Below are 16,326 nucleotides of genomic sequence, written 5' to 3'. Positions count from 1 at the left end.
CCCTATCACGATACAAGGCCGCTTCTACAGGCGATCGCGCAATCTCTTGATTGACGCGTTCAAAGGTAGGAGCGGCCTTGTGTCGCGATAGGGCCGCAAAGCAGCCCCAGGCTTTTACATCTGCGATTGCAGGTAGTTTTCCAGGCCGATGGCCTTGATCAGCCCCTGCTGCTTTTCCAGCCAGTAAGTGTGATCTTCTTCGGTATCGGCCAGTTGCGCGCGCAAGATGTCGCGGCTGACGTAATCCTTGTGCAACTCGCACAGTTCGATGCCTTTGCACAAAGCGGCGCGCACCTTGTACTCGAGCTTGAGATCAGCCTCGATCATTTCCGGCACGGTGCTGCCCACTTCCAGATCGTCCGCACGCATGTCCGGTGTGCCTTCAAGCATGAGGATACGCCGCATCAGGGCATCGGCATGTTGCGTCTCTTCTTCCATCTCGTGGTTGATGCGCTCGTAGAGCTTGGACAGGCCCCAATCTTCGTACATACGCGAGTGAATGAAGTACTGGTCGCGCGCAGCCAGTTCGCCCTTCAACAGCGTGACGAGATAGTTGATTACGTCCGGGTGGCCTTGCATCGCCCTGTTTCTCCATGTGAAAACGTCTATGCCATATAGTGTGAACCAGCTTTTGCCTGCGGTCACTGAAAAATGCGCAATAACAGGCAAAAAAACGGCTAAACAGTAGTGATATTCATTGAAAAACCGCCCAGATGCGGGCGGTTCTTCTTATCACTTCGACTCAGGCAAGCTCAATGCCCAACGCCTTGGCAACCCCCTCGCCGTAGGCTGGATCGGCCTTGAAGAAGTACTGCAACTGGCGCTGGATCACGTCCCGGCTTACCCCAGCCATGGCTCCTGCAATATTGTTGATCAGCAGGGCTTTCTGCTCATCGTTCATGAGGCGGAACAGCGCGCCGGCATGGCTGTAGTAATCGCTGTCTTCACGGTGGTCGTAGCGGCCCGCCGCCCCCTCCAGAGCCAAGGCCGGCTCGGCATGCCGCGGCGATTGCTTCGGCGCCTCGCTGTAGCTGTTGGGCTCATAATTGGGCGCGCTGCCGTAGCGGCCGGTCGCCATCGAGCCATCGCGCTGATAGCTGTTGACCGGGCAACGCGGCGCGTTCACCGGCAATTGCTGGTGGTTGGTACCCACTCGGTAGCGGTGCGCATCAGCGTAGGCGAACACACGACCTTGCAGCATGCGGTCCGGCGACAGGCCAACACCCGGCACCATGTTGCTTGGGCCAAAGGCAGCCTGCTCGACCTCGGCGAAGTAGTTCAATGGGTTGCGGTTGAGTTCAAGCACACCCACCTCGATCAGCGGATAGTCTTTCTGCGACCAGGTCTTGGTCACGTCGAAGGGGTTCTCTTCACGCCTGGCTGCCTCGCCTTCGCTCATGATCTGGATGCATACAGTCCAACGCGGGTAATCGCCGCGCTCAATGGCCTCGAAGAGATCGCGCTGGGCGTAATCAGGATCAGTACCCGCCAGGCGTGCGGCATCTGCCGGAGCAAGGTTCTTGATCCCTTGCTGGGTCTTGAAGTGCCATTTGACCCAGGTACGTTCCCCCTCTGCATTGATCAGGCTGTAGGTATGGCTGCCAAAGCCGTGCATGTGTCGATAGCCGTCCGGGATGCCGCGGTCGGAGAACAGGATGGTGACCTGGTGCAGTGCCTCGGGCGAGTGCGACCAGAAGTCCCACATCATCTGCGCGTTTTTCAGGTTGGTTTGTGGGTGACGCTTCTGGGTATGAATGAAGTCGGGGAACTTCAGCGGGTCGCGGATGAAAAATACCGGCGTGTTGTTGCCCACGATGTCCCAGTTGCCTTCCTCGGTGTAGAACTTCACGGCAAAGCCACGCGGATCGCGCTCGGTATCGGCAGAGCCACGCTCACCACCTACGGTGGAAAAGCGCAGGAAGGTCTCGGTCTGCTTGCCGACCTGCTCAAACAGCTTGGCACTGGTGTAACCCGTGATATCGCGGGTAACGGTAAAGGTACCGTAGGCACCCGAGCCCTTGGCGTGTACGCGTCGCTCAGGGATGTTCTCGCGGTTGAAATGGGCAAGCTTCTCGATCAGGTGGAAATCGTCGAGCAACAGCGGACCACGGGGGCCGGCGGAACGGGAATTCTGGTTGTCGGCTACAGGGGCACCGCTGGCGGTGGTCAGAATCTTGCTCATGGGCTCTCCATATCGGTCTTCAAGCGCCGGCTGACCGGCTGTGGAGAGAGTATTGCCGAACAGCTTTATAGAAACAAATTCATTAAATGTCTTGTATCAATAGAAATAGACAATACATGTAGAAACAAAAAACCGGGCACTAGGCCCGGTTCTTTGTAGCAGACAGAACGTCTTACTCAGCAGCTTCTACAGCACCGCCGACCGGACGATCAACCAGCTCGACGTACGCCATAGGCGCGTTGTCGCCAGCGCGGAAACCGCACTTCAGGATGCGCAGGTAGCCGCCCTGACGGGTGGCGTAACGCTTGCCCAGGTCGTTGAACAGCTTGCCAACAGCGGACTTCGAACGGGTACGGTCGAAGGCCAGACGGCGGTTAGCTACGCTGTCTTCCTTGGCCAGGGTGATCAGCGGCTCGGCAACGCGGCGCAGTTCCTTGGCTTTCGGCAGGGTGGTTTTGATCAGCTCGTGCTCGATCAGCGACACTGCCATGTTCTGGAACATAGCCTTGCGGTGAGAGCTGGTACGGCTCAGGTGACGTCCACTTTTACGATGACGCATGATTCATTCCTTACCAAACACTACGTTCGGTGATTACGACGATCAGGCGGTCGCCTTGTCGTCTTTCTTAAGACTTGCAGGCGGCCAGTTGTCGAGGCGCATGCCGAGAGACAGACCACGAGAGGCCAGCACGTCCTTGATTTCAGTCAGGGACTTCTTGCCCAGGTTAGGAGTCTTCAACAGCTCTACTTCGGTACGCTGAATCAGGTCGCCGATGTAGTAGATGTTCTCCGCCTTGAGGCAGTTGGCCGAACGTACAGTCAGTTCCAGGTCGTCAACCGGACGCAGCAGGATCGGATCGATCTCGTCTTCCTGCTCGACTACGACAGGCTCGCTGTCACCTTTGAGGTCGACGAACGCGGCCAGCTGCTGTTGCAGGATGGTCGCAGCGCGGCGGATAGCCTCTTCAGGGTCCAGGGTGCCGTTGGTTTCCAGATCAATGACCAGCTTGTCCAGGTTGGTACGCTGTTCAACACGGGCGTTCTCGACCACATAGGCGATACGACGCACCGGGCTGAACGAAGCGTCCAGCTGCAGACGGCCAATGCTACGGCTTTCGTCTTCGTCGGTTTGACGGGAGTCGGCCGGCTCGTAACCACGACCACGAGCTACGGTGAGCTTCATGTTCAGGGCGCCGTTCGACGCCAGGTTCGCGATTACGTGATCGGGGTTGACGATCTCGACATCGTGATCCAGCTGAATATCGGCAGCGGTAACCACCCCCGAACCCTTTTTCGACAAGGTCAGCGTAACTTCGTCACGACCGTGCAGCTTGATAGCCAGGCCTTTCAGGTTCAACAGGATTTCAATGACGTCTTCCTGTACACCTTCGATCGCGGAGTACTCGTGGAGTACGCCATCGATCTCGGCCTCGACTACTGCACAGCCAGGCATGGAGGACAACAGGATGCGGCGCAGCGCGTTGCCCAGGGTATGGCCGAAACCACGCTCGAGAGGCTCGAGCGTGATCTTGGCGCGGGTCGGACTGACTACCTGCACATCAATGTGGCGGGGAGTCAGGAACTCATTTACCGAAATCTGCATGGATGCACCTATTTTCTAGCCCTTACTTGGAGTAGAGCTCGACAATCAGGTTCTCGTTGATGTCGGCAGACAGGTCGCTGCGAGCAGGAACGTTCTTGAAAACGCCCGACTTTTTAGCAGCATCCACATCAACCCACTCAACGCGGCCACGCTGGGCGCACAGTTCAAGGGCTTGAACAATGCGCAGCTGGTTCGACGACTTCTCGCGAACCGCGACCACGTCACCCGGACGAACTTGGTAGGATGGAATGTTCACAGTCTTACCGTTGACGCTGATCGCTTTGTGCGAAACCAGCTGACGGGATTCGGCGCGAGTCGAACCGAAGCCCATACGGTAGACGACGTTATCCAGACGGCACTCGAGCAGTTGCAGCAGGTTCTCACCGGTTGCGCCTTTTTTCGAGGCTGCAGCCTGGTAGTAACCGCGGAACTGACGCTCCAGAACACCATAGATACGACGAACTTTTTGCTTCTCGCGCAGCTGGGTACCGTAGTCGGACTGACGGCCACGGCGCTGGCCGTGGATACCTGGGGCTGCTTCGATGTTGCACTTCGATTCCAGAGCGCGAACGCCGCTCTTCAGGAACAGGTCAGTGCCTTCACGGCGAGACAGTTTGCATTTTGGACCAATGTAACGTGCCATTTATCTGTCTCCTGATTACACGCGACGCTTCTTCGGCGGACGGCACCCGTTGTGCGGGATTGGCGTCACGTCGGTGATGCTGGCGATCTTGTAGCCGCAGCTGTTCAGTGCACGAACGGCGGACTCACGACCTGGACCTGGACCCTTGACGTTCACGTCGAGGTTCTTCAGACCGTATTCCAGCGCAGCTTGACCAGCACGCTCAGCAGCGATCTGGGCTGCGAACGGGGTGGATTTGCGCGAACCACGGAAACCCGAACCACCGGAGGTCGCCCAGGACAAAGCGTTGCCCTGACGGTCGGTGATGGTCACGATGGTGTTGTTGAAAGAGGCATGGATGTGGGCGATGCCATCAACCACTGTCTTTTTGACTTTCTTACGAGGACGAGCAGCAGGTTTTGCCATGTCTATATTCCTGGGCGATTACTTGCGGATCGGCTTACGCGGGCCCTTACGGGTGCGTGCGTTGGTCTTGGTGCGCTGACCGCGAACCGGCAGACCTTTACGATGACGCAGGCCGCGGTAGCAACCCAGGTCCATCAAGCGCTTGATCTTCATGTTGATGTCACGACGCAGGTCACCTTCAGTGGTGAACTTCGCGACTTCGCCACGCAGGGTTTCGATTTGCTCGTCGCTCAGATCCTTGATCTTAGCGGCTGGGTTTACACCAGCGTCTGCACAGATCTTCTGTGCAGTAGTGCGACCGACACCATAGATGTAGGTCAGCGAGATAACAGCATGCTTGTTATCTGGAATGTTGACGCCTGCAATACGGGCCATTCAGTGGGACTCCAATTGACAGCTACCTACGCCCCGGAAGCCAAGAAATAGGGCGCGAGATAATATCGCTGTAGAAACGAATAATCAACCCAGCAGCACACTAGCTGCTGGGTTTGAAGCGCAGATCACACTCAGCCTTGGCGCTGTTTGTGACGCGGTTCCGCGCTGCAGATCACTCGTACGACGCCTTCGCGACGGATGATCTTGCAGTTACGGCACAGCTTTTTCACCGATGCACGAACTTTCATTACCGACTCCTCGAACCTTAGGGGCGTATCAGCGCAGCAGACCGCTGCCACCGTAGCCTTTCAGGTTGGCTTTCTTCATCAGGGATTCGTACTGGTGCGAAACGAGGTGCGATTGTACTTGGGACATGAAGTCCATCACAACCACTACCACAATCAGCAACGAGGTCCCGCCAAGGTAGAACGGCACATTTGCTGCCACCACCAGGAACTGGGGCAGAAGGCAGACGGCCATCATGTAAAGAGCACCGAACATGGTCAGACGGGTCAGAACGCCATCAATGTAGCGTGCCGACTGCTCACCAGGACGGATACCCGGAATAAAGGCACCGGACTTCTTCAGGTTTTCCGCTACGTCTTTCGGGTTGAACATCAGCGCTGTGTAGAAGAAGCAGAAGAAAATGATCCCTGCACTAAACAGCAGAATGTTCAACGGCTGACCAGGAGCGATCGACTGCGAGATGTCCTGCAGCCAGCCCATACCTTCGGACTGACCGAACCAGGCACCCAGCGAAGCCGGGAACAGCAGAATGCTGCTCGCGAAAATGGCTGGGATAACCCCGGCCATGTTCACCTTCAGCGGCAGGTGGCTGGTCTGCGCAGCGAAGACCTTGCGGCCCTGCTGACGCTTGGCGTAGTGAACGGCGATACGACGCTGACCACGCTCAATGAACACCACGAAGCCGATAATCGCTACTGCCAGCAAACCGATAGCGACCAGGGCGAAAATGTTGATATCGCCTGTGCGTGCAGACTCGAAAGACTGCCCGATTGCTCTCGGAAGACCGGCAACGATACCTGCGAAGATCAACATCGAGATACCGTTGCCCACACCGCGCTCGGTGATCTGCTCGCCCAGCCACATCATGAACATCGCGCCAGCCACGAAGGTGGAGACGGCAACGACATGGAAGCCCAGACCTACAGAAAACGCCACGCCCTGGTTGGCCAGGCCAATGGACATGCCAATGGCTTGAACCAGTGCCAGGATAACGGTGCCGTAGCGGGTGTACTGGCTGATCTTGCGACGGCCAGCTTCACCTTCCTTCTTCAACTGCTCCAGTTGCGGGCTGACCGCCGTCATCAGCTGCATGATGATCGATGCCGAGATGTACGGCATGATCCCCAGTGCAAAGATGCTCATGCGTTCGAGCGCGCCACCGGAAAACATGTTGAACAAGCTAAGAATGGTCCCCTCATTCTGCCGAAACAGATCCGCCAGACGGTCTGGATTGATGCCAGGAACCGGGATATGCGCACCTATCCGATAGACGATGATCGCCATGAACAGAAAGCGCAGACGAGCCCAGAGTTCCGACATCCCGCCCTTACCGAGCGAAGAGAGAGCACCTTGCTTAGCCATTTATTCCTCGAACTTGCCGCCAGCTGCTTCGATAGCCGCACGCGCACCCTTGGTGGCTGCGATACCCTTGATGGTGACTGCGCGAGTGACTTCGCCAGACAGCATGATTTTCACGCGCTGTACATTCTGGCCGATCACGTTGGCATCCTTCAGGGATTGCACGGAGATCACGTCGCCTTCCACCTTGGCCAGCTCGGACAGACGCACTTCAGCGCGATCCATGGCTTTCAGGGAAACGAAGCCGAACTTCGGCAGACGACGGTGCAGCGGTTGTTGACCGCCTTCGAAGCCCGGAGCGATGGTGCCACCGGAACGGGAGGTCTGACCTTTGTGACCACGGCCACCAGTCTTGCCCAAACCGCTACCGATACCACGACCCGGACGATGCTTCTCGCGACGGGAACCCGGCGCTGGACTCAGATCATTGAGTTTCATCGATTAACCCTCGACCTTCAGCATGTAGTAAGCCTTGTTGATCATCCCGCGGTTCTCGGGAGTATCCTGGACTTCTACAGTGTGACCGATGCGACGCAGACCCAGGCCTTTAACGCACAGTTTGTGGTTAGGCAGACGGCCGGCAGTGCTCTTGATCAGCGTTACTTTTACGGTTGCCATGATCAGAAGATCTCCTCAACGCTCTTGCCGCGCTTGGCAGCAATGGATTCAGGAGATTGCATGGCTTTCAGACCCTTGAAGGTGGCGTAAACCACGTTCACAGGGTTGGTCGAACCGTAGCACTTGGCCAGAACGTTCTGAACACCAGCAACTTCCAGGACAGCACGCATTGCGCCACCGGCGATGATACCGGTACCTTCCGAGGCAGGCTGCATGTAAACCTTCGAGGCGCCGTGGGCAGCCTTGGTGGCGTACTGCAGGGTGGTGCCCTTCAGATCAACCTGGATCATGTTGCGGCGAGCAGCTTCCATGGCTTTCTGGATCGCAGCAGGTACTTCGCGCGACTTGCCACGGCCGAAGCCAACACGACCTTTGCCATCACCTACCACGGTCAGCGCGGTGAAGGTGAAGATACGGCCGCCTTTTACGGTTTTGGCAACGCGGTTAACTTGAACCAGCTTCTCGATGTAGCCTTCGTCGCGCTTTTGATCGTTATTTGCCATAACTTAGAACTCCAGCCCGCCTTCACGAGCAGCATCAGCCAGCGCCTTGACGCGGCCGTGGTACTTGAAGCCGGAACGGTCAAAGGCAACTTGAGATACACCGGCGGCTTTCGCACGCTCAGCTACCAGCTTGCCAACCTTAGTGGCCGCGTCGATGTTGCCAGTGGCGCCATCACGCAGTTCTTTGTCCAAGGTCGAGGCGCTTGCCAGAACCTTGCTGCCGTCGGCCGAAATGACCTGGGCGTAGATGTGCTGCGAGGAGCGGAACACGCACAGGCGCACGACTTCGAGTTCGTGCATCTTGAGGCGTGCTTTGCGAGCGCGACGCAGTCGAGTAACTTTTTTGTCGGTCATTTGCTAGGCCCTACTTCTTCTTGGCTTCTTTACGACGGACTACTTCGTCCGCGTAACGCACACCCTTGCCTTTGTAAGGCTCTGGCGGACGGAAGTCGCGGATTTCAGCGGCCACCTGACCCACCAGCTGCTTGTCGATACCCTTGATCAGGATGTCGGTCTGGCTTGGGGTTTCAGCGGTGATACCGGCTGGCAGTTCGTAGTCCACTGGGTGCGAGAAGCCCAGAGCCAGGTTCAGGACGGTGCCCTTGGCCTGTGCCTTGTAACCAACACCGATCAGCTGGAGCTTGCGCTCGAAGCCTTGGCTTACGCCCTGGACCATGTTGTTCACCAGAGCGCGGGTGGTACCGGCCATGGCGCGAGCTTGCTGGTCACCGTTGCGAGCAGCGAAACGCAGCTCACCAGCTTCTTCGGTAACTTCAACAGACGAGTGAACGTTCAGTTCGAGAGTGCCTTTGGCACCCTTCACCGAAAGCTGCTGGCCGGCGAATTTGACTTCGACGCCTGCTGGCAGCTTAACGGGGTTCTTAGCGACGCGAGACATGCCTATCTCCCCTTAGAACACTGTGCACAGAACTTCGCCGCCGACACCGGCAGCGCGCGCAGCGCGATCAGTCATCACACCTTTGTTGGTGGAGACGATAGACACGCCCAGGCCGCCACGTACTTTCGGCAGCTCTGCGACGGACTTGTACTGGCGCAGGCCTGGACGGCTGGAGCGCTTCAGTTCCTCGATGACCGGACGGCCTTCGAAGTACTTCAGTTCGATCGACAGGGAAGGCTTGGCCTCACCAGTTACCTGGTAGCCAGCGATGTAACCTTCGTCCTTCAGAACTTTGGCAACCGCGACCTTCAGGGTGGAGGAAGGCATGCTTACGACGGACTTTTCAGCCATCTGGGCATTACGGATGCGAGTTAGCATGTCCGCTAACGGGTCCTGCATACTCATGGGCTAGATGCTCCTGATACAAGAATTATTAGCCTTGCGGCTATCACAACCACCCGAGCAGGCAGGGCAGAAAACCCAGGCTCAGGTGAGCCGGTCATTCTAGACACAAGGCAGAAACGAAACAAGCCCCATATAGGGGCTTGTTTGTTGGCGAGATCACCGGCGGTCGGAAGATTGCTCCCCTTCCGCCGGGATCCAGCCGGCAGCGATTACCAGGAGGCCTTGACCAGACCTGGTACATCACCGCGCATGGCAGCGGCACGCAGCATGTTACGGCCCAGGCCGAACTTACGGTATACACCGTGAGGACGACCGGTCAGGCGGCAACGGTTGCGCAGACGCGAGGCGCTAGCGTCACGTGGCTGCTTTTGCAGAGCGACAACGGCAGCGAAACGCTCTTCAGGAGAGGCGTTCAGGTTGACGATGGTCGCTTTCAGCTCAGCACGCTTCTTAGCGAACTTTGCTACCGTAAGCTGACGCTTCAGCTCGCGGTTTTTCATGCTCTTCTTGGCCATTATCCGACTCCAATCAGTTGCGGAACGGGAACTTGAAAGCACGCAGCAGAGCGCGGCCTTCATCATCCGAACGAGCAGTGGTGGTCAGGGTGATGTCCAAACCGCGCAGAGCATCGATCTTGTCGTAATCGATTTCCGGGAAGATGATCTGCTCTTTCACGCCCATGCTGTAGTTACCACGGCCATCGAAGGACTTGGCATTCAGGCCGCGGAAGTCGCGTACCCGAGGCAGGGAGATCGCCAGCAGGCGGTCCAGGAATTCGTACATCTTGTCGCGACGCAGGGTCACCTTGACGCCGATCGGCCAGCCCTCACGGACTTTGAAGCCCGCGATGGATTTACGAGCGAAAGTCACGACCGGCTTTTGACCGGTGATCTTTTCCAGGTCGGCAACAGCGTGCTCGATGACTTTCTTGTCGCCGATCGCTTCGCCCAGACCCATGTTCAGGGTGATCTTGGTAACGCGCGGAACTTCCATCACGTTCGACAGCTTAAGTTCTTCCTTAAGCTTGGGAGCGATTTCGTTCCGGTAAATCTCTTTCAGTCGTGCCATGGTCTTCTACCTAGCAGTGTTCAAGCATCAACCGCTTTTTGGGTCGACTTGAAGACACGAATTTTTTTACCGTCTTCTACTTTGAAACCAACGCGGTCAGCCTTGTTGGTTTCGCCGTTGAAGATGGCAACGTTGGAAGCGTGCAGAGGCGCTTCTTTTTCGACGATACCGCCCTGTACGCCCGCCATCGGGTTAGGCTTGGTATGACGCTTGACCAGGTTCACACCACCAACAACCAGACGGTTGTCAGCCAGAACCTTCAGCACCTTACCGCGCTTACCCTTGTCTTTGCCGGCGATCACGATGATCTCGTCGTCACGACGAATCTTTTGCATGTCGGATCTCCTTACAGCACTTCAGGGGCGAGCGAGACGATCTTCATGAACTTCTCGGAACGAAGCTCACGGGTCACTGGCCCGAAGATGCGAGTGCCGATCGGCTCTTGCTTGTTGTTCAGCAGAACAGCAGCGTTGCCGTCGAAACGAATGATGGAACCGTCGGCGCGACGAACACCGTGACGGGTGCGGACGACAACAGCGGTCATCACCTGGCCTTTCTTGACCTTGCCACGCGGAATTGCTTCCTTGACGGTTACTTTGATGATGTCACCGATGCCGGCGTAACGGCGGTGCGAACCGCCGAGTACCTTGATGCACATGACGCGACGAGCGCCGCTGTTATCGGCCACATCGAGCATGGATTGAGTCTGAATCATAAAATTTCTCCGACCCTTAGCCCTTAGACTTCAACAGCGCGTTCGAGGACTTCAACCAGTGCCCAGGACTTGGTCTTGGCCAGCGGACGGGTTTCACGGATGGAAACCTTGTCGCCGATTTTGCACTGGTTGGATTCGTCGTGCGCGTGCAGCTTAGTCGAACGCTTAACGTATTTACCGTAGATCGGGTGCTTAACGCGACGCTCGATCAGAACGGTGATGGTCTTGTCCATTTTGTCGCTGACGACACGGCCAGTCAGCGTACGGACGGTTTTTTCAGCTTCAGCCATGATCACTTACCTGCCTGCTGGTTGAGCACAGTTTTCACGCGAGCGATGTCACGCTTAACTTGCGAGAGCAGGTGCGACTGCCCCAACTGGCCAGTTGCTTTCTGCATACGCAGATTGAACTGGTCGCGCAGCAAGCCGAGCAGTTGCTCATTCAGTTGCTGTGCCGATTTTTCACGAAGTTCATTCGCTTTCATCACATCACCGTCCGCTTAACAAAGGAGGTGGCGAGAGGCAGCTTTGCAGCAGCCAGGGCGAAAGCTTCGCGCGCCAGCTCTTCAGAAACACCTTCGATTTCATACAGGACTTTGCCTGGCTGAATCTGGGCAACCCAGTATTCCACGGAGCCCTTACCTTTACCCATACGAACCTCGAGAGGCTTCTTGGAGATCGGCTTGTCCGGGAACACACGGATCCAGATCTTGCCGCCACGCTTAACGTGACGGGTCAGCGCACGACGTGCGGACTCGATCTGGCGAGCGGTGAGGCGACCGCGAGCAACAGCTTTCAGGGCGAACTCGCCGAAGCTGACTTTGCTACCGCGCAGTGCCAGACCACGGTTGTGGCCAGTCATCTGCTTGCGGAATTTTGTACGCTTTGGTTGCAACATTTGGCGTACCCCTTACTTAGCAGCTTTTTTACGAGGCGCTGGTGCTTGTGGTTTCAGCTCTTCTTGGCGACCACCAATCACTTCGCCTTTGAAGATCCAAACCTTCACACCGATCACACCGTAAGTGGTGTGAGCTTCGTAGGTGTTGTAGTCGATATCGGCACGCAGGGTGTGCAGCGGCACACGACCTTCGCGATACCACTCGGTACGAGCAATCTCAGCACCGCCGAGACGACCGCTCACCTGGATCTTGATGCCCTTGGCACCAATACGCATGGCGTTCTGTACGGCGCGCTTCATGGCGCGACGGAACATTACGCGGCGTTCCAGCTGCTGAGCTACGCTCTGCGCAACCAGCATGGCGTCGAGTTCCGGCTTGCGGATCTCTTCGATGTTGATGTGCACAGGCACACCCATCTGCTTGGTCAGGTCCTGACGCAGCTTCTCGACATCTTCACCTTTCTTACCGATAACGATACCGGGACGAGCGGTGTGGATGGTGATGCGTGCAGTTTGAGCCGGACGATGAATATCGATACGGCTTACGGACGCGCTTTTTAGTTTGTCCTGGAGGTACTCACGCGTTTTCAGATCCTTCAACAGGTAATCTGCGTAAGTAGCACCGTCTGCGTACCAGACGGAGGTGTGCTCCTTGACGATTCCCAGGCGAATGCCAGTGGGATGTACTTTCTGACCCATCTGATCGACTCCGTTACTTGTCCGCAACCTTGACAGTGATATGGCAAGACCGCTTGACGATGCGATCAGCACGGCCCTTGGCACGTGGCATGATGCGCTTCAGCGAACGCCCTTCGTTGACGAAGACGGTGGAGACCTTCAGGTCATCAACGTCTGCGCCTTCGTTGTGTTCGGCGTTGGCTACGGCCGACTCGAGGACTTTCTTCATGATTTCAGCGGCTTTTTTGCTGCTGAAGGCCAACAGGTTGAGCGCTTCGCCCACCTTCTTCCCGCGGATCTGGTCGGCGACCAAGCGGGCTTTCTGGGCGGAGATGCGAGCGCCCGACAACTTAGCGGCTACTTCCATTTCCTTACCCCTTAACGCTTGGCTTTCTTGTCAGCCACGTGCCCGCGGTAGGTGCGGGTACCGGCGAACTCGCCCAGTTTGTGGCCGACCATGTCTTCGTTCACGAGAACTGGGACATGTTGACGACCGTTGTGTACCGCGATGGTCAGACCGACCATTTGTGGCAGGATCATCGAACGGCGCGACCAGGTTTTAACTGGCTTGCGATCGTTCTTCTCCACCGCCACTTCGACCTTCTTCAGCAGGTGAAGATCGATAAAAGGACCTTTTTTCAGAGAACGTGGCACTGTCGTATCCCTCTAGTTACTTGCGACGACGGACGATCATGTTGTCGGTACGCTTATTACCACGGGTCTTCGCACCCTTGGTTGGGAAGCCCCATGGCGATACCGGATGACGACCACCGGAGGTACGACCTTCACCACCACCGTGTGGGTGGTCAACCGGGTTCATGGCAACACCACGAACGGTTGGGCGAACGCCGCGCCAGCGTTTGGCACCAGCTTTACCCAGCGAACGCAGGCTGTGCTCGGAGTTCGAGACTTCGCCCAGGGTCGCACGGCACTCAGCCAGGACTTTACGCATTTCACCAGAGCGCAGACGCAGGGTCACGTAGACACCTTCGCGAGCGATCAGCTGAGCCGAAGCACCAGCGGAACGAGCGATCTGAGCACCTTTACCCGGCTTCAGTTCGATGCCGTGAACGGTGCTACCTACTGGAATGTTGCGCAGCTGCAGGGAGTTGCCGGCCTTGATTGGGGCCAGGGCACCTGCGATCAGCTGGTCGCCAGCGCTCACGCCTTTAGGGGCGATGATGTAGCGACGCTCACCGTCTGCGTAGCACAGCAGGGCGATGTGAGCAGTACGGTTCGGGTCGTATTCGATACGCTCGACAGTGGCTGGGATGCCATCTTTGTCGTTGCGACGGAAGTCGACCAGACGGTAATGCTGCTTATGACCACCACCAACGTGACGAGTGGTGATGCGGCCATTGTTGTTACGACCACCAGACTTCGATTTCTTCTCGATCAGCGGTGCGTGAGGAGCGCCTTTGTGCAGCTCCTGGTTGACCACCTTGACCACGAAACGGCGGCCAGGGGAAGTCGGTTTGCATTTAACGATTGCCATGATGCACCCCTTCCTTACTCAGCACTGCTGCTGAAATCGAGATCTTGGCCTGGCTGAAGGGAGACGATCGCCTTCTTCCAGTCATTACGCTTGCCCAGACCACGTGCGGTACGCTTGGTTTTACCCAGAACGTTAACAGTCGACACGTTTTCAACTTTTACGTTGAACAGGCCTTCGACAGCTTTCTTGATTTCCAGCTTGGTTGCATCGGTAGCAACCTTGAATACGAACTGGCCTTTTTTCTCAGCCAGAACGGTAGCCTTCTCGGAAACGTGCGGGCCAAGGAGGACTTTAAATACGCGTTCCTGGTTCATCCCAGCAGCTCCTCGAATTTCTTCACGGCCGAGACAGTGATCAACACTTTCTCGTATGCGATCAGACTGACCGGGTCGGAACCTTGTACGTCACGTACGTCGACGTGCGGCAGGTTGCGAGCAGCCAGGTACAGGTTCTGATCAACAGCGTCGGAAACGATCAGTACGTCGTTCAGACCCATGCCGTTCAGCTTGTTCAGCAGATCTTTGGTTTTCGGCGCTTCGACAGCGAAGTCCTGAACCACGACCAGACGGTCGCTACGCACCAGCTCAGCGAGGATGGAGCGCAGGGCTGCGCGGTACATCTTCTTGTTGAGCTTCTGCGAGTGATCTTGAGGGCGAGCTGCGAAGGTGACACCACCGCCACGCCAGATCGGACCACGAGTGGTACCAGCACGAGCACGGCCAGTACCCTTCTGACGCCATGGGCGCTTACCGCCACCAGCCACGTCGGAACGGGTCTTCTGCTGCTTGGTGCCCTGACGGCCGCCGGCCATGTAGGCCACGACTGCTTGGTGTACCAGCGTCTCGTTGAATTCGCCACCGAAAGTCAGTTCGGAAACTTCGATCGCCTGAGCGTCATTTACATTGAGTTGCATGTCAGTTTCCCCTTAACCGCGAGCCTTGACAGCTGGACGTACAACCACGTCGCCGCCAGTAGCGCCTGGAACGGCACCCTTGACCAGCAGCAGGTTGCGCTCAGCGTCTACGCGAACTACTTCCAGGGACTGAACAGTCACGCGCTCGGCGCCCATGTGACCGGACATTTTCTTGCCCTTGAACACACGACCAGGAGTCTGGCACTGGCCGATGGAACCTGGGACACGGTGCGACACGGAGTTACCGTGGGTGTTGTCCTGGCCACGGAAGTTCCAGCGCTTGATGGTACCGGCGAAGCCTTTACCTTTGGACTGACCAGTAACGTCTACCAGCTGGCCTGCAGTGAAGAGTTCAGCTTTGATCAGATCGCCAGCCTGGAAATCGCCTTCTTCAAGACGGAACTCCCAGACACCGCGACCAGCGGCAACGTTGGCCTTGGCGAAGTGGCCTGCCTGAGCGGCAGTCACACGCGAAGCACGACGCTCGCCGACAGTGACTTGCACTGCACGGTAGCCATCGGTTTCTTCAGTTTTGAACTGGGTGACGCGATTCGGCTCGATCTCGATGACCGTGACCGGAATGGAGACACCTTCTTCGGTGAAAATGCGGGTCATACCGCACTTGCGACCGATTACACCAATAGTCATGTTGTAAACCTCATGAGTGTACGGGGCTTTCACCCGCTATGGCCGCCCATTTCAGAGCGTTACACGACCAGACCGAAGTCTTAGCCGAGGCTGATCTGTACTTCCACACCTGCCGCCAGATCAAGCTTCATCAGCGCGTCAACGGTTTTATCCGTTGGCTGGACGATGTCCAGAACACGCTTATGAGTGCGGATCTCGTACTGGTCACGCGCGTCTTTGTTGACGTGCGGGGAAACCAGAACGGTGAAACGCTCTTTGCGGGTAGGCAGTGGAATTGGACCACGCACTTGTGCACCAGTACGTTTCGCGGTTTCCACGATTTCCTGGGTGGATTGGTCGATCAGGCGATGGTCGAAAGCCTTCAACCTGATACGGATTTGCTGATTTTGCATTGGATTTCAGACTCCAGGCTGTTCCCAACGGACGCACTACGCCCGCTAAAAGGAGGCGTGATTCTATAGACGCCCCCATTTAGTGTCAACCCAATAAAAAAAACCCCCGCTGAGCGGGGGTTTTTTCAATCGGTCGAGTGATTACTCGATGATTTTGGCTACGACGCCAGCGCCGACGGTACGACCGCCTTCACGGATAGCGAAGCGCAGACCGTCTTCCATTGCGATGGTCTTGATCAGAGTGACAGTCATCTGGATGTTGTCACCTGGCATTACCATTTCA

The 16,326-nt window shown here is 56.8% G+C and carries 31 protein-coding genes; all 31 read right to left on the bottom strand.

Going from position 1 to position 16,326, the window contains the following annotated elements:
- Positions 1-114: 114 nt before the first annotated feature.
- Positions 115-579, bottom strand: a complete 465-nt coding sequence (gene bfr / locus QSV36_RS01790; protein WP_084857331.1) for a bacterioferritin — start codon at positions 577-579, stop codon at positions 115-117.
- A gap of 163 nt (positions 580-742) precedes the next feature.
- Entirely contained in the window at positions 743-2,182 is a 1,440-nt protein-coding gene (locus tag QSV36_RS01785) for a catalase (RefSeq protein ID WP_289129231.1), read from the bottom strand.
- A 172-nt stretch (positions 2,183-2,354) separates the two neighbouring features.
- The gene (gene rplQ / locus QSV36_RS01780) at positions 2,355-2,741 is read right to left on the bottom strand and encodes a 50S ribosomal protein L17 (protein ID WP_003255451.1); all 387 of its coding nucleotides are present in this window, start codon (positions 2,739-2,741) and stop codon (positions 2,355-2,357) included.
- A gap of 42 nt (positions 2,742-2,783) precedes the next feature.
- Entirely contained in the window at positions 2,784-3,785 is a 1,002-nt protein-coding gene (locus QSV36_RS01775) for a DNA-directed RNA polymerase subunit alpha (protein WP_003255452.1), read from the bottom strand.
- A gap of 22 nt (positions 3,786-3,807) precedes the next feature.
- The gene (rpsD, locus tag QSV36_RS01770) at positions 3,808-4,428 is read right to left on the bottom strand and encodes a 30S ribosomal protein S4 (protein WP_087503320.1); all 621 of its coding nucleotides are present in this window, start codon (positions 4,426-4,428) and stop codon (positions 3,808-3,810) included.
- Between the two features lie 15 nt (positions 4,429-4,443).
- Positions 4,444-4,833, bottom strand: a complete 390-nt coding sequence (gene rpsK / locus QSV36_RS01765) for a 30S ribosomal protein S11 (protein WP_003255454.1) — start codon at positions 4,831-4,833, stop codon at positions 4,444-4,446.
- Between the two features lie 18 nt (positions 4,834-4,851).
- Entirely contained in the window at positions 4,852-5,208 is a 357-nt protein-coding gene (gene rpsM, locus QSV36_RS01760) for a 30S ribosomal protein S13 (protein WP_003257112.1), read from the bottom strand.
- 131 nt (positions 5,209-5,339) lie between these two features.
- A complete protein-coding gene (gene rpmJ / locus QSV36_RS01755; protein ID WP_002555468.1) occupies positions 5,340-5,456 on the bottom strand; it encodes a 50S ribosomal protein L36 in 117 nt (38 codons plus the stop codon).
- Between the two features lie 28 nt (positions 5,457-5,484).
- Positions 5,485-6,816: a preprotein translocase subunit SecY gene (gene secY, locus QSV36_RS01750; RefSeq protein ID WP_003257108.1), complete on the bottom strand. Its 1,332-nt coding sequence runs from the start codon at positions 6,814-6,816 to the stop codon at positions 5,485-5,487.
- Positions 6,817-7,251 (bottom strand): 50S ribosomal protein L15, encoded by a 435-nt coding sequence (gene rplO, locus QSV36_RS01745; RefSeq protein WP_170027994.1) that lies wholly within the window; start codon positions 7,249-7,251, stop codon positions 6,817-6,819. It lies immediately after the preceding gene.
- Between the two features lie 3 nt (positions 7,252-7,254).
- Positions 7,255-7,431, bottom strand: coding sequence for a 50S ribosomal protein L30 (gene rpmD / locus QSV36_RS01740; protein WP_028690238.1), 177 nt, complete (start codon positions 7,429-7,431; stop codon positions 7,255-7,257).
- A gap of 2 nt (positions 7,432-7,433) precedes the next feature.
- Positions 7,434-7,934: a 30S ribosomal protein S5 gene (gene rpsE, locus QSV36_RS01735; RefSeq protein WP_003255465.1), complete on the bottom strand. Its 501-nt coding sequence runs from the start codon at positions 7,932-7,934 to the stop codon at positions 7,434-7,436.
- Between the two features lie 3 nt (positions 7,935-7,937).
- Positions 7,938-8,288, bottom strand: coding sequence for a 50S ribosomal protein L18 (rplR, locus tag QSV36_RS01730; RefSeq protein ID WP_009397496.1), 351 nt, complete (start codon positions 8,286-8,288; stop codon positions 7,938-7,940).
- Between the two features lie 10 nt (positions 8,289-8,298).
- Positions 8,299-8,832: a 50S ribosomal protein L6 gene (gene rplF, locus QSV36_RS01725; protein ID WP_170027993.1), complete on the bottom strand. Its 534-nt coding sequence runs from the start codon at positions 8,830-8,832 to the stop codon at positions 8,299-8,301.
- A gap of 12 nt (positions 8,833-8,844) precedes the next feature.
- Positions 8,845-9,237, bottom strand: a complete 393-nt coding sequence (gene rpsH / locus QSV36_RS01720; protein ID WP_009681971.1) for a 30S ribosomal protein S8 — start codon at positions 9,235-9,237, stop codon at positions 8,845-8,847.
- A gap of 209 nt (positions 9,238-9,446) precedes the next feature.
- Positions 9,447-9,752: a 30S ribosomal protein S14 gene (rpsN, locus tag QSV36_RS01715; RefSeq protein ID WP_225780171.1), complete on the bottom strand. Its 306-nt coding sequence runs from the start codon at positions 9,750-9,752 to the stop codon at positions 9,447-9,449.
- A 13-nt stretch (positions 9,753-9,765) separates the two neighbouring features.
- Complete coding sequence (gene rplE, locus QSV36_RS01710) at positions 9,766-10,305, bottom strand: 50S ribosomal protein L5 (protein ID WP_003257095.1); 540 nt, start codon at positions 10,303-10,305, stop codon at positions 9,766-9,768.
- Between the two features lie 20 nt (positions 10,306-10,325).
- Positions 10,326-10,640: a 50S ribosomal protein L24 gene (rplX, locus tag QSV36_RS01705; RefSeq protein ID WP_013970637.1), complete on the bottom strand. Its 315-nt coding sequence runs from the start codon at positions 10,638-10,640 to the stop codon at positions 10,326-10,328.
- Positions 10,641-10,651: 11 nt separating this feature from the next.
- Entirely contained in the window at positions 10,652-11,020 is a 369-nt protein-coding gene (gene rplN, locus QSV36_RS01700) for a 50S ribosomal protein L14 (protein ID WP_003243907.1), read from the bottom strand.
- 23 nt (positions 11,021-11,043) lie between these two features.
- Positions 11,044-11,310: a 30S ribosomal protein S17 gene (rpsQ, locus tag QSV36_RS01695; protein WP_008089812.1), complete on the bottom strand. Its 267-nt coding sequence runs from the start codon at positions 11,308-11,310 to the stop codon at positions 11,044-11,046.
- Between the two features lie 2 nt (positions 11,311-11,312).
- Entirely contained in the window at positions 11,313-11,504 is a 192-nt protein-coding gene (rpmC, locus tag QSV36_RS01690) for a 50S ribosomal protein L29 (RefSeq protein WP_002555481.1), read from the bottom strand.
- Positions 11,504-11,917, bottom strand: coding sequence for a 50S ribosomal protein L16 (gene rplP, locus QSV36_RS01685; protein ID WP_003255479.1), 414 nt, complete (start codon positions 11,915-11,917; stop codon positions 11,504-11,506). Before rplP ends, rpmC begins: the two co-directional genes overlap by 1 nt.
- Before the next feature lie 12 nt (positions 11,918-11,929).
- Positions 11,930-12,616, bottom strand: a complete 687-nt coding sequence (gene rpsC / locus QSV36_RS01680) for a 30S ribosomal protein S3 (protein ID WP_003255481.1) — start codon at positions 12,614-12,616, stop codon at positions 11,930-11,932.
- Positions 12,617-12,629: 13 nt separating this feature from the next.
- Positions 12,630-12,962 (bottom strand): 50S ribosomal protein L22, encoded by a 333-nt coding sequence (rplV, locus tag QSV36_RS01675; RefSeq protein WP_003103908.1) that lies wholly within the window; start codon positions 12,960-12,962, stop codon positions 12,630-12,632.
- An 11-nt stretch (positions 12,963-12,973) separates the two neighbouring features.
- A complete protein-coding gene (gene rpsS / locus QSV36_RS01670; protein ID WP_003255482.1) occupies positions 12,974-13,249 on the bottom strand; it encodes a 30S ribosomal protein S19 in 276 nt (91 codons plus the stop codon).
- A 16-nt stretch (positions 13,250-13,265) separates the two neighbouring features.
- A complete protein-coding gene (gene rplB / locus QSV36_RS01665; RefSeq protein WP_170027992.1) occupies positions 13,266-14,090 on the bottom strand; it encodes a 50S ribosomal protein L2 in 825 nt (274 codons plus the stop codon).
- Positions 14,091-14,104: 14 nt separating this feature from the next.
- Positions 14,105-14,404, bottom strand: coding sequence for a 50S ribosomal protein L23 (gene rplW / locus QSV36_RS01660; RefSeq protein WP_003255484.1), 300 nt, complete (start codon positions 14,402-14,404; stop codon positions 14,105-14,107).
- Positions 14,401-15,003, bottom strand: a complete 603-nt coding sequence (gene rplD / locus QSV36_RS01655) for a 50S ribosomal protein L4 (RefSeq protein WP_008089819.1) — start codon at positions 15,001-15,003, stop codon at positions 14,401-14,403. Before rplD ends, rplW begins: the two co-directional genes overlap by 4 nt.
- A gap of 12 nt (positions 15,004-15,015) precedes the next feature.
- Entirely contained in the window at positions 15,016-15,651 is a 636-nt protein-coding gene (rplC, locus tag QSV36_RS01650) for a 50S ribosomal protein L3 (RefSeq protein WP_003257089.1), read from the bottom strand.
- 80 nt (positions 15,652-15,731) lie between these two features.
- On the bottom strand, positions 15,732-16,043 hold the full coding sequence (gene rpsJ / locus QSV36_RS01645; protein WP_003186070.1) for a 30S ribosomal protein S10: 312 nt from the start codon (positions 16,041-16,043) through the stop codon (positions 15,732-15,734).
- Between the two features lie 141 nt (positions 16,044-16,184).
- On the bottom strand, positions 16,185-16,326 hold a 142-nt coding region (locus QSV36_RS01640), incomplete at its 5' end, for an EF-Tu C-terminal domain-related protein (RefSeq protein ID WP_445648523.1).

The organism is Pseudomonas sp. BCRC 81390 (genome assembly GCF_030341915.1).
In the GTDB taxonomy this organism is placed as follows: domain Bacteria; phylum Pseudomonadota; class Gammaproteobacteria; order Pseudomonadales; family Pseudomonadaceae; genus Aquipseudomonas.
Note: the sequence above shows the minus strand (reverse complement) of the source record. Positions and strands in the feature narration are given on the sequence as shown.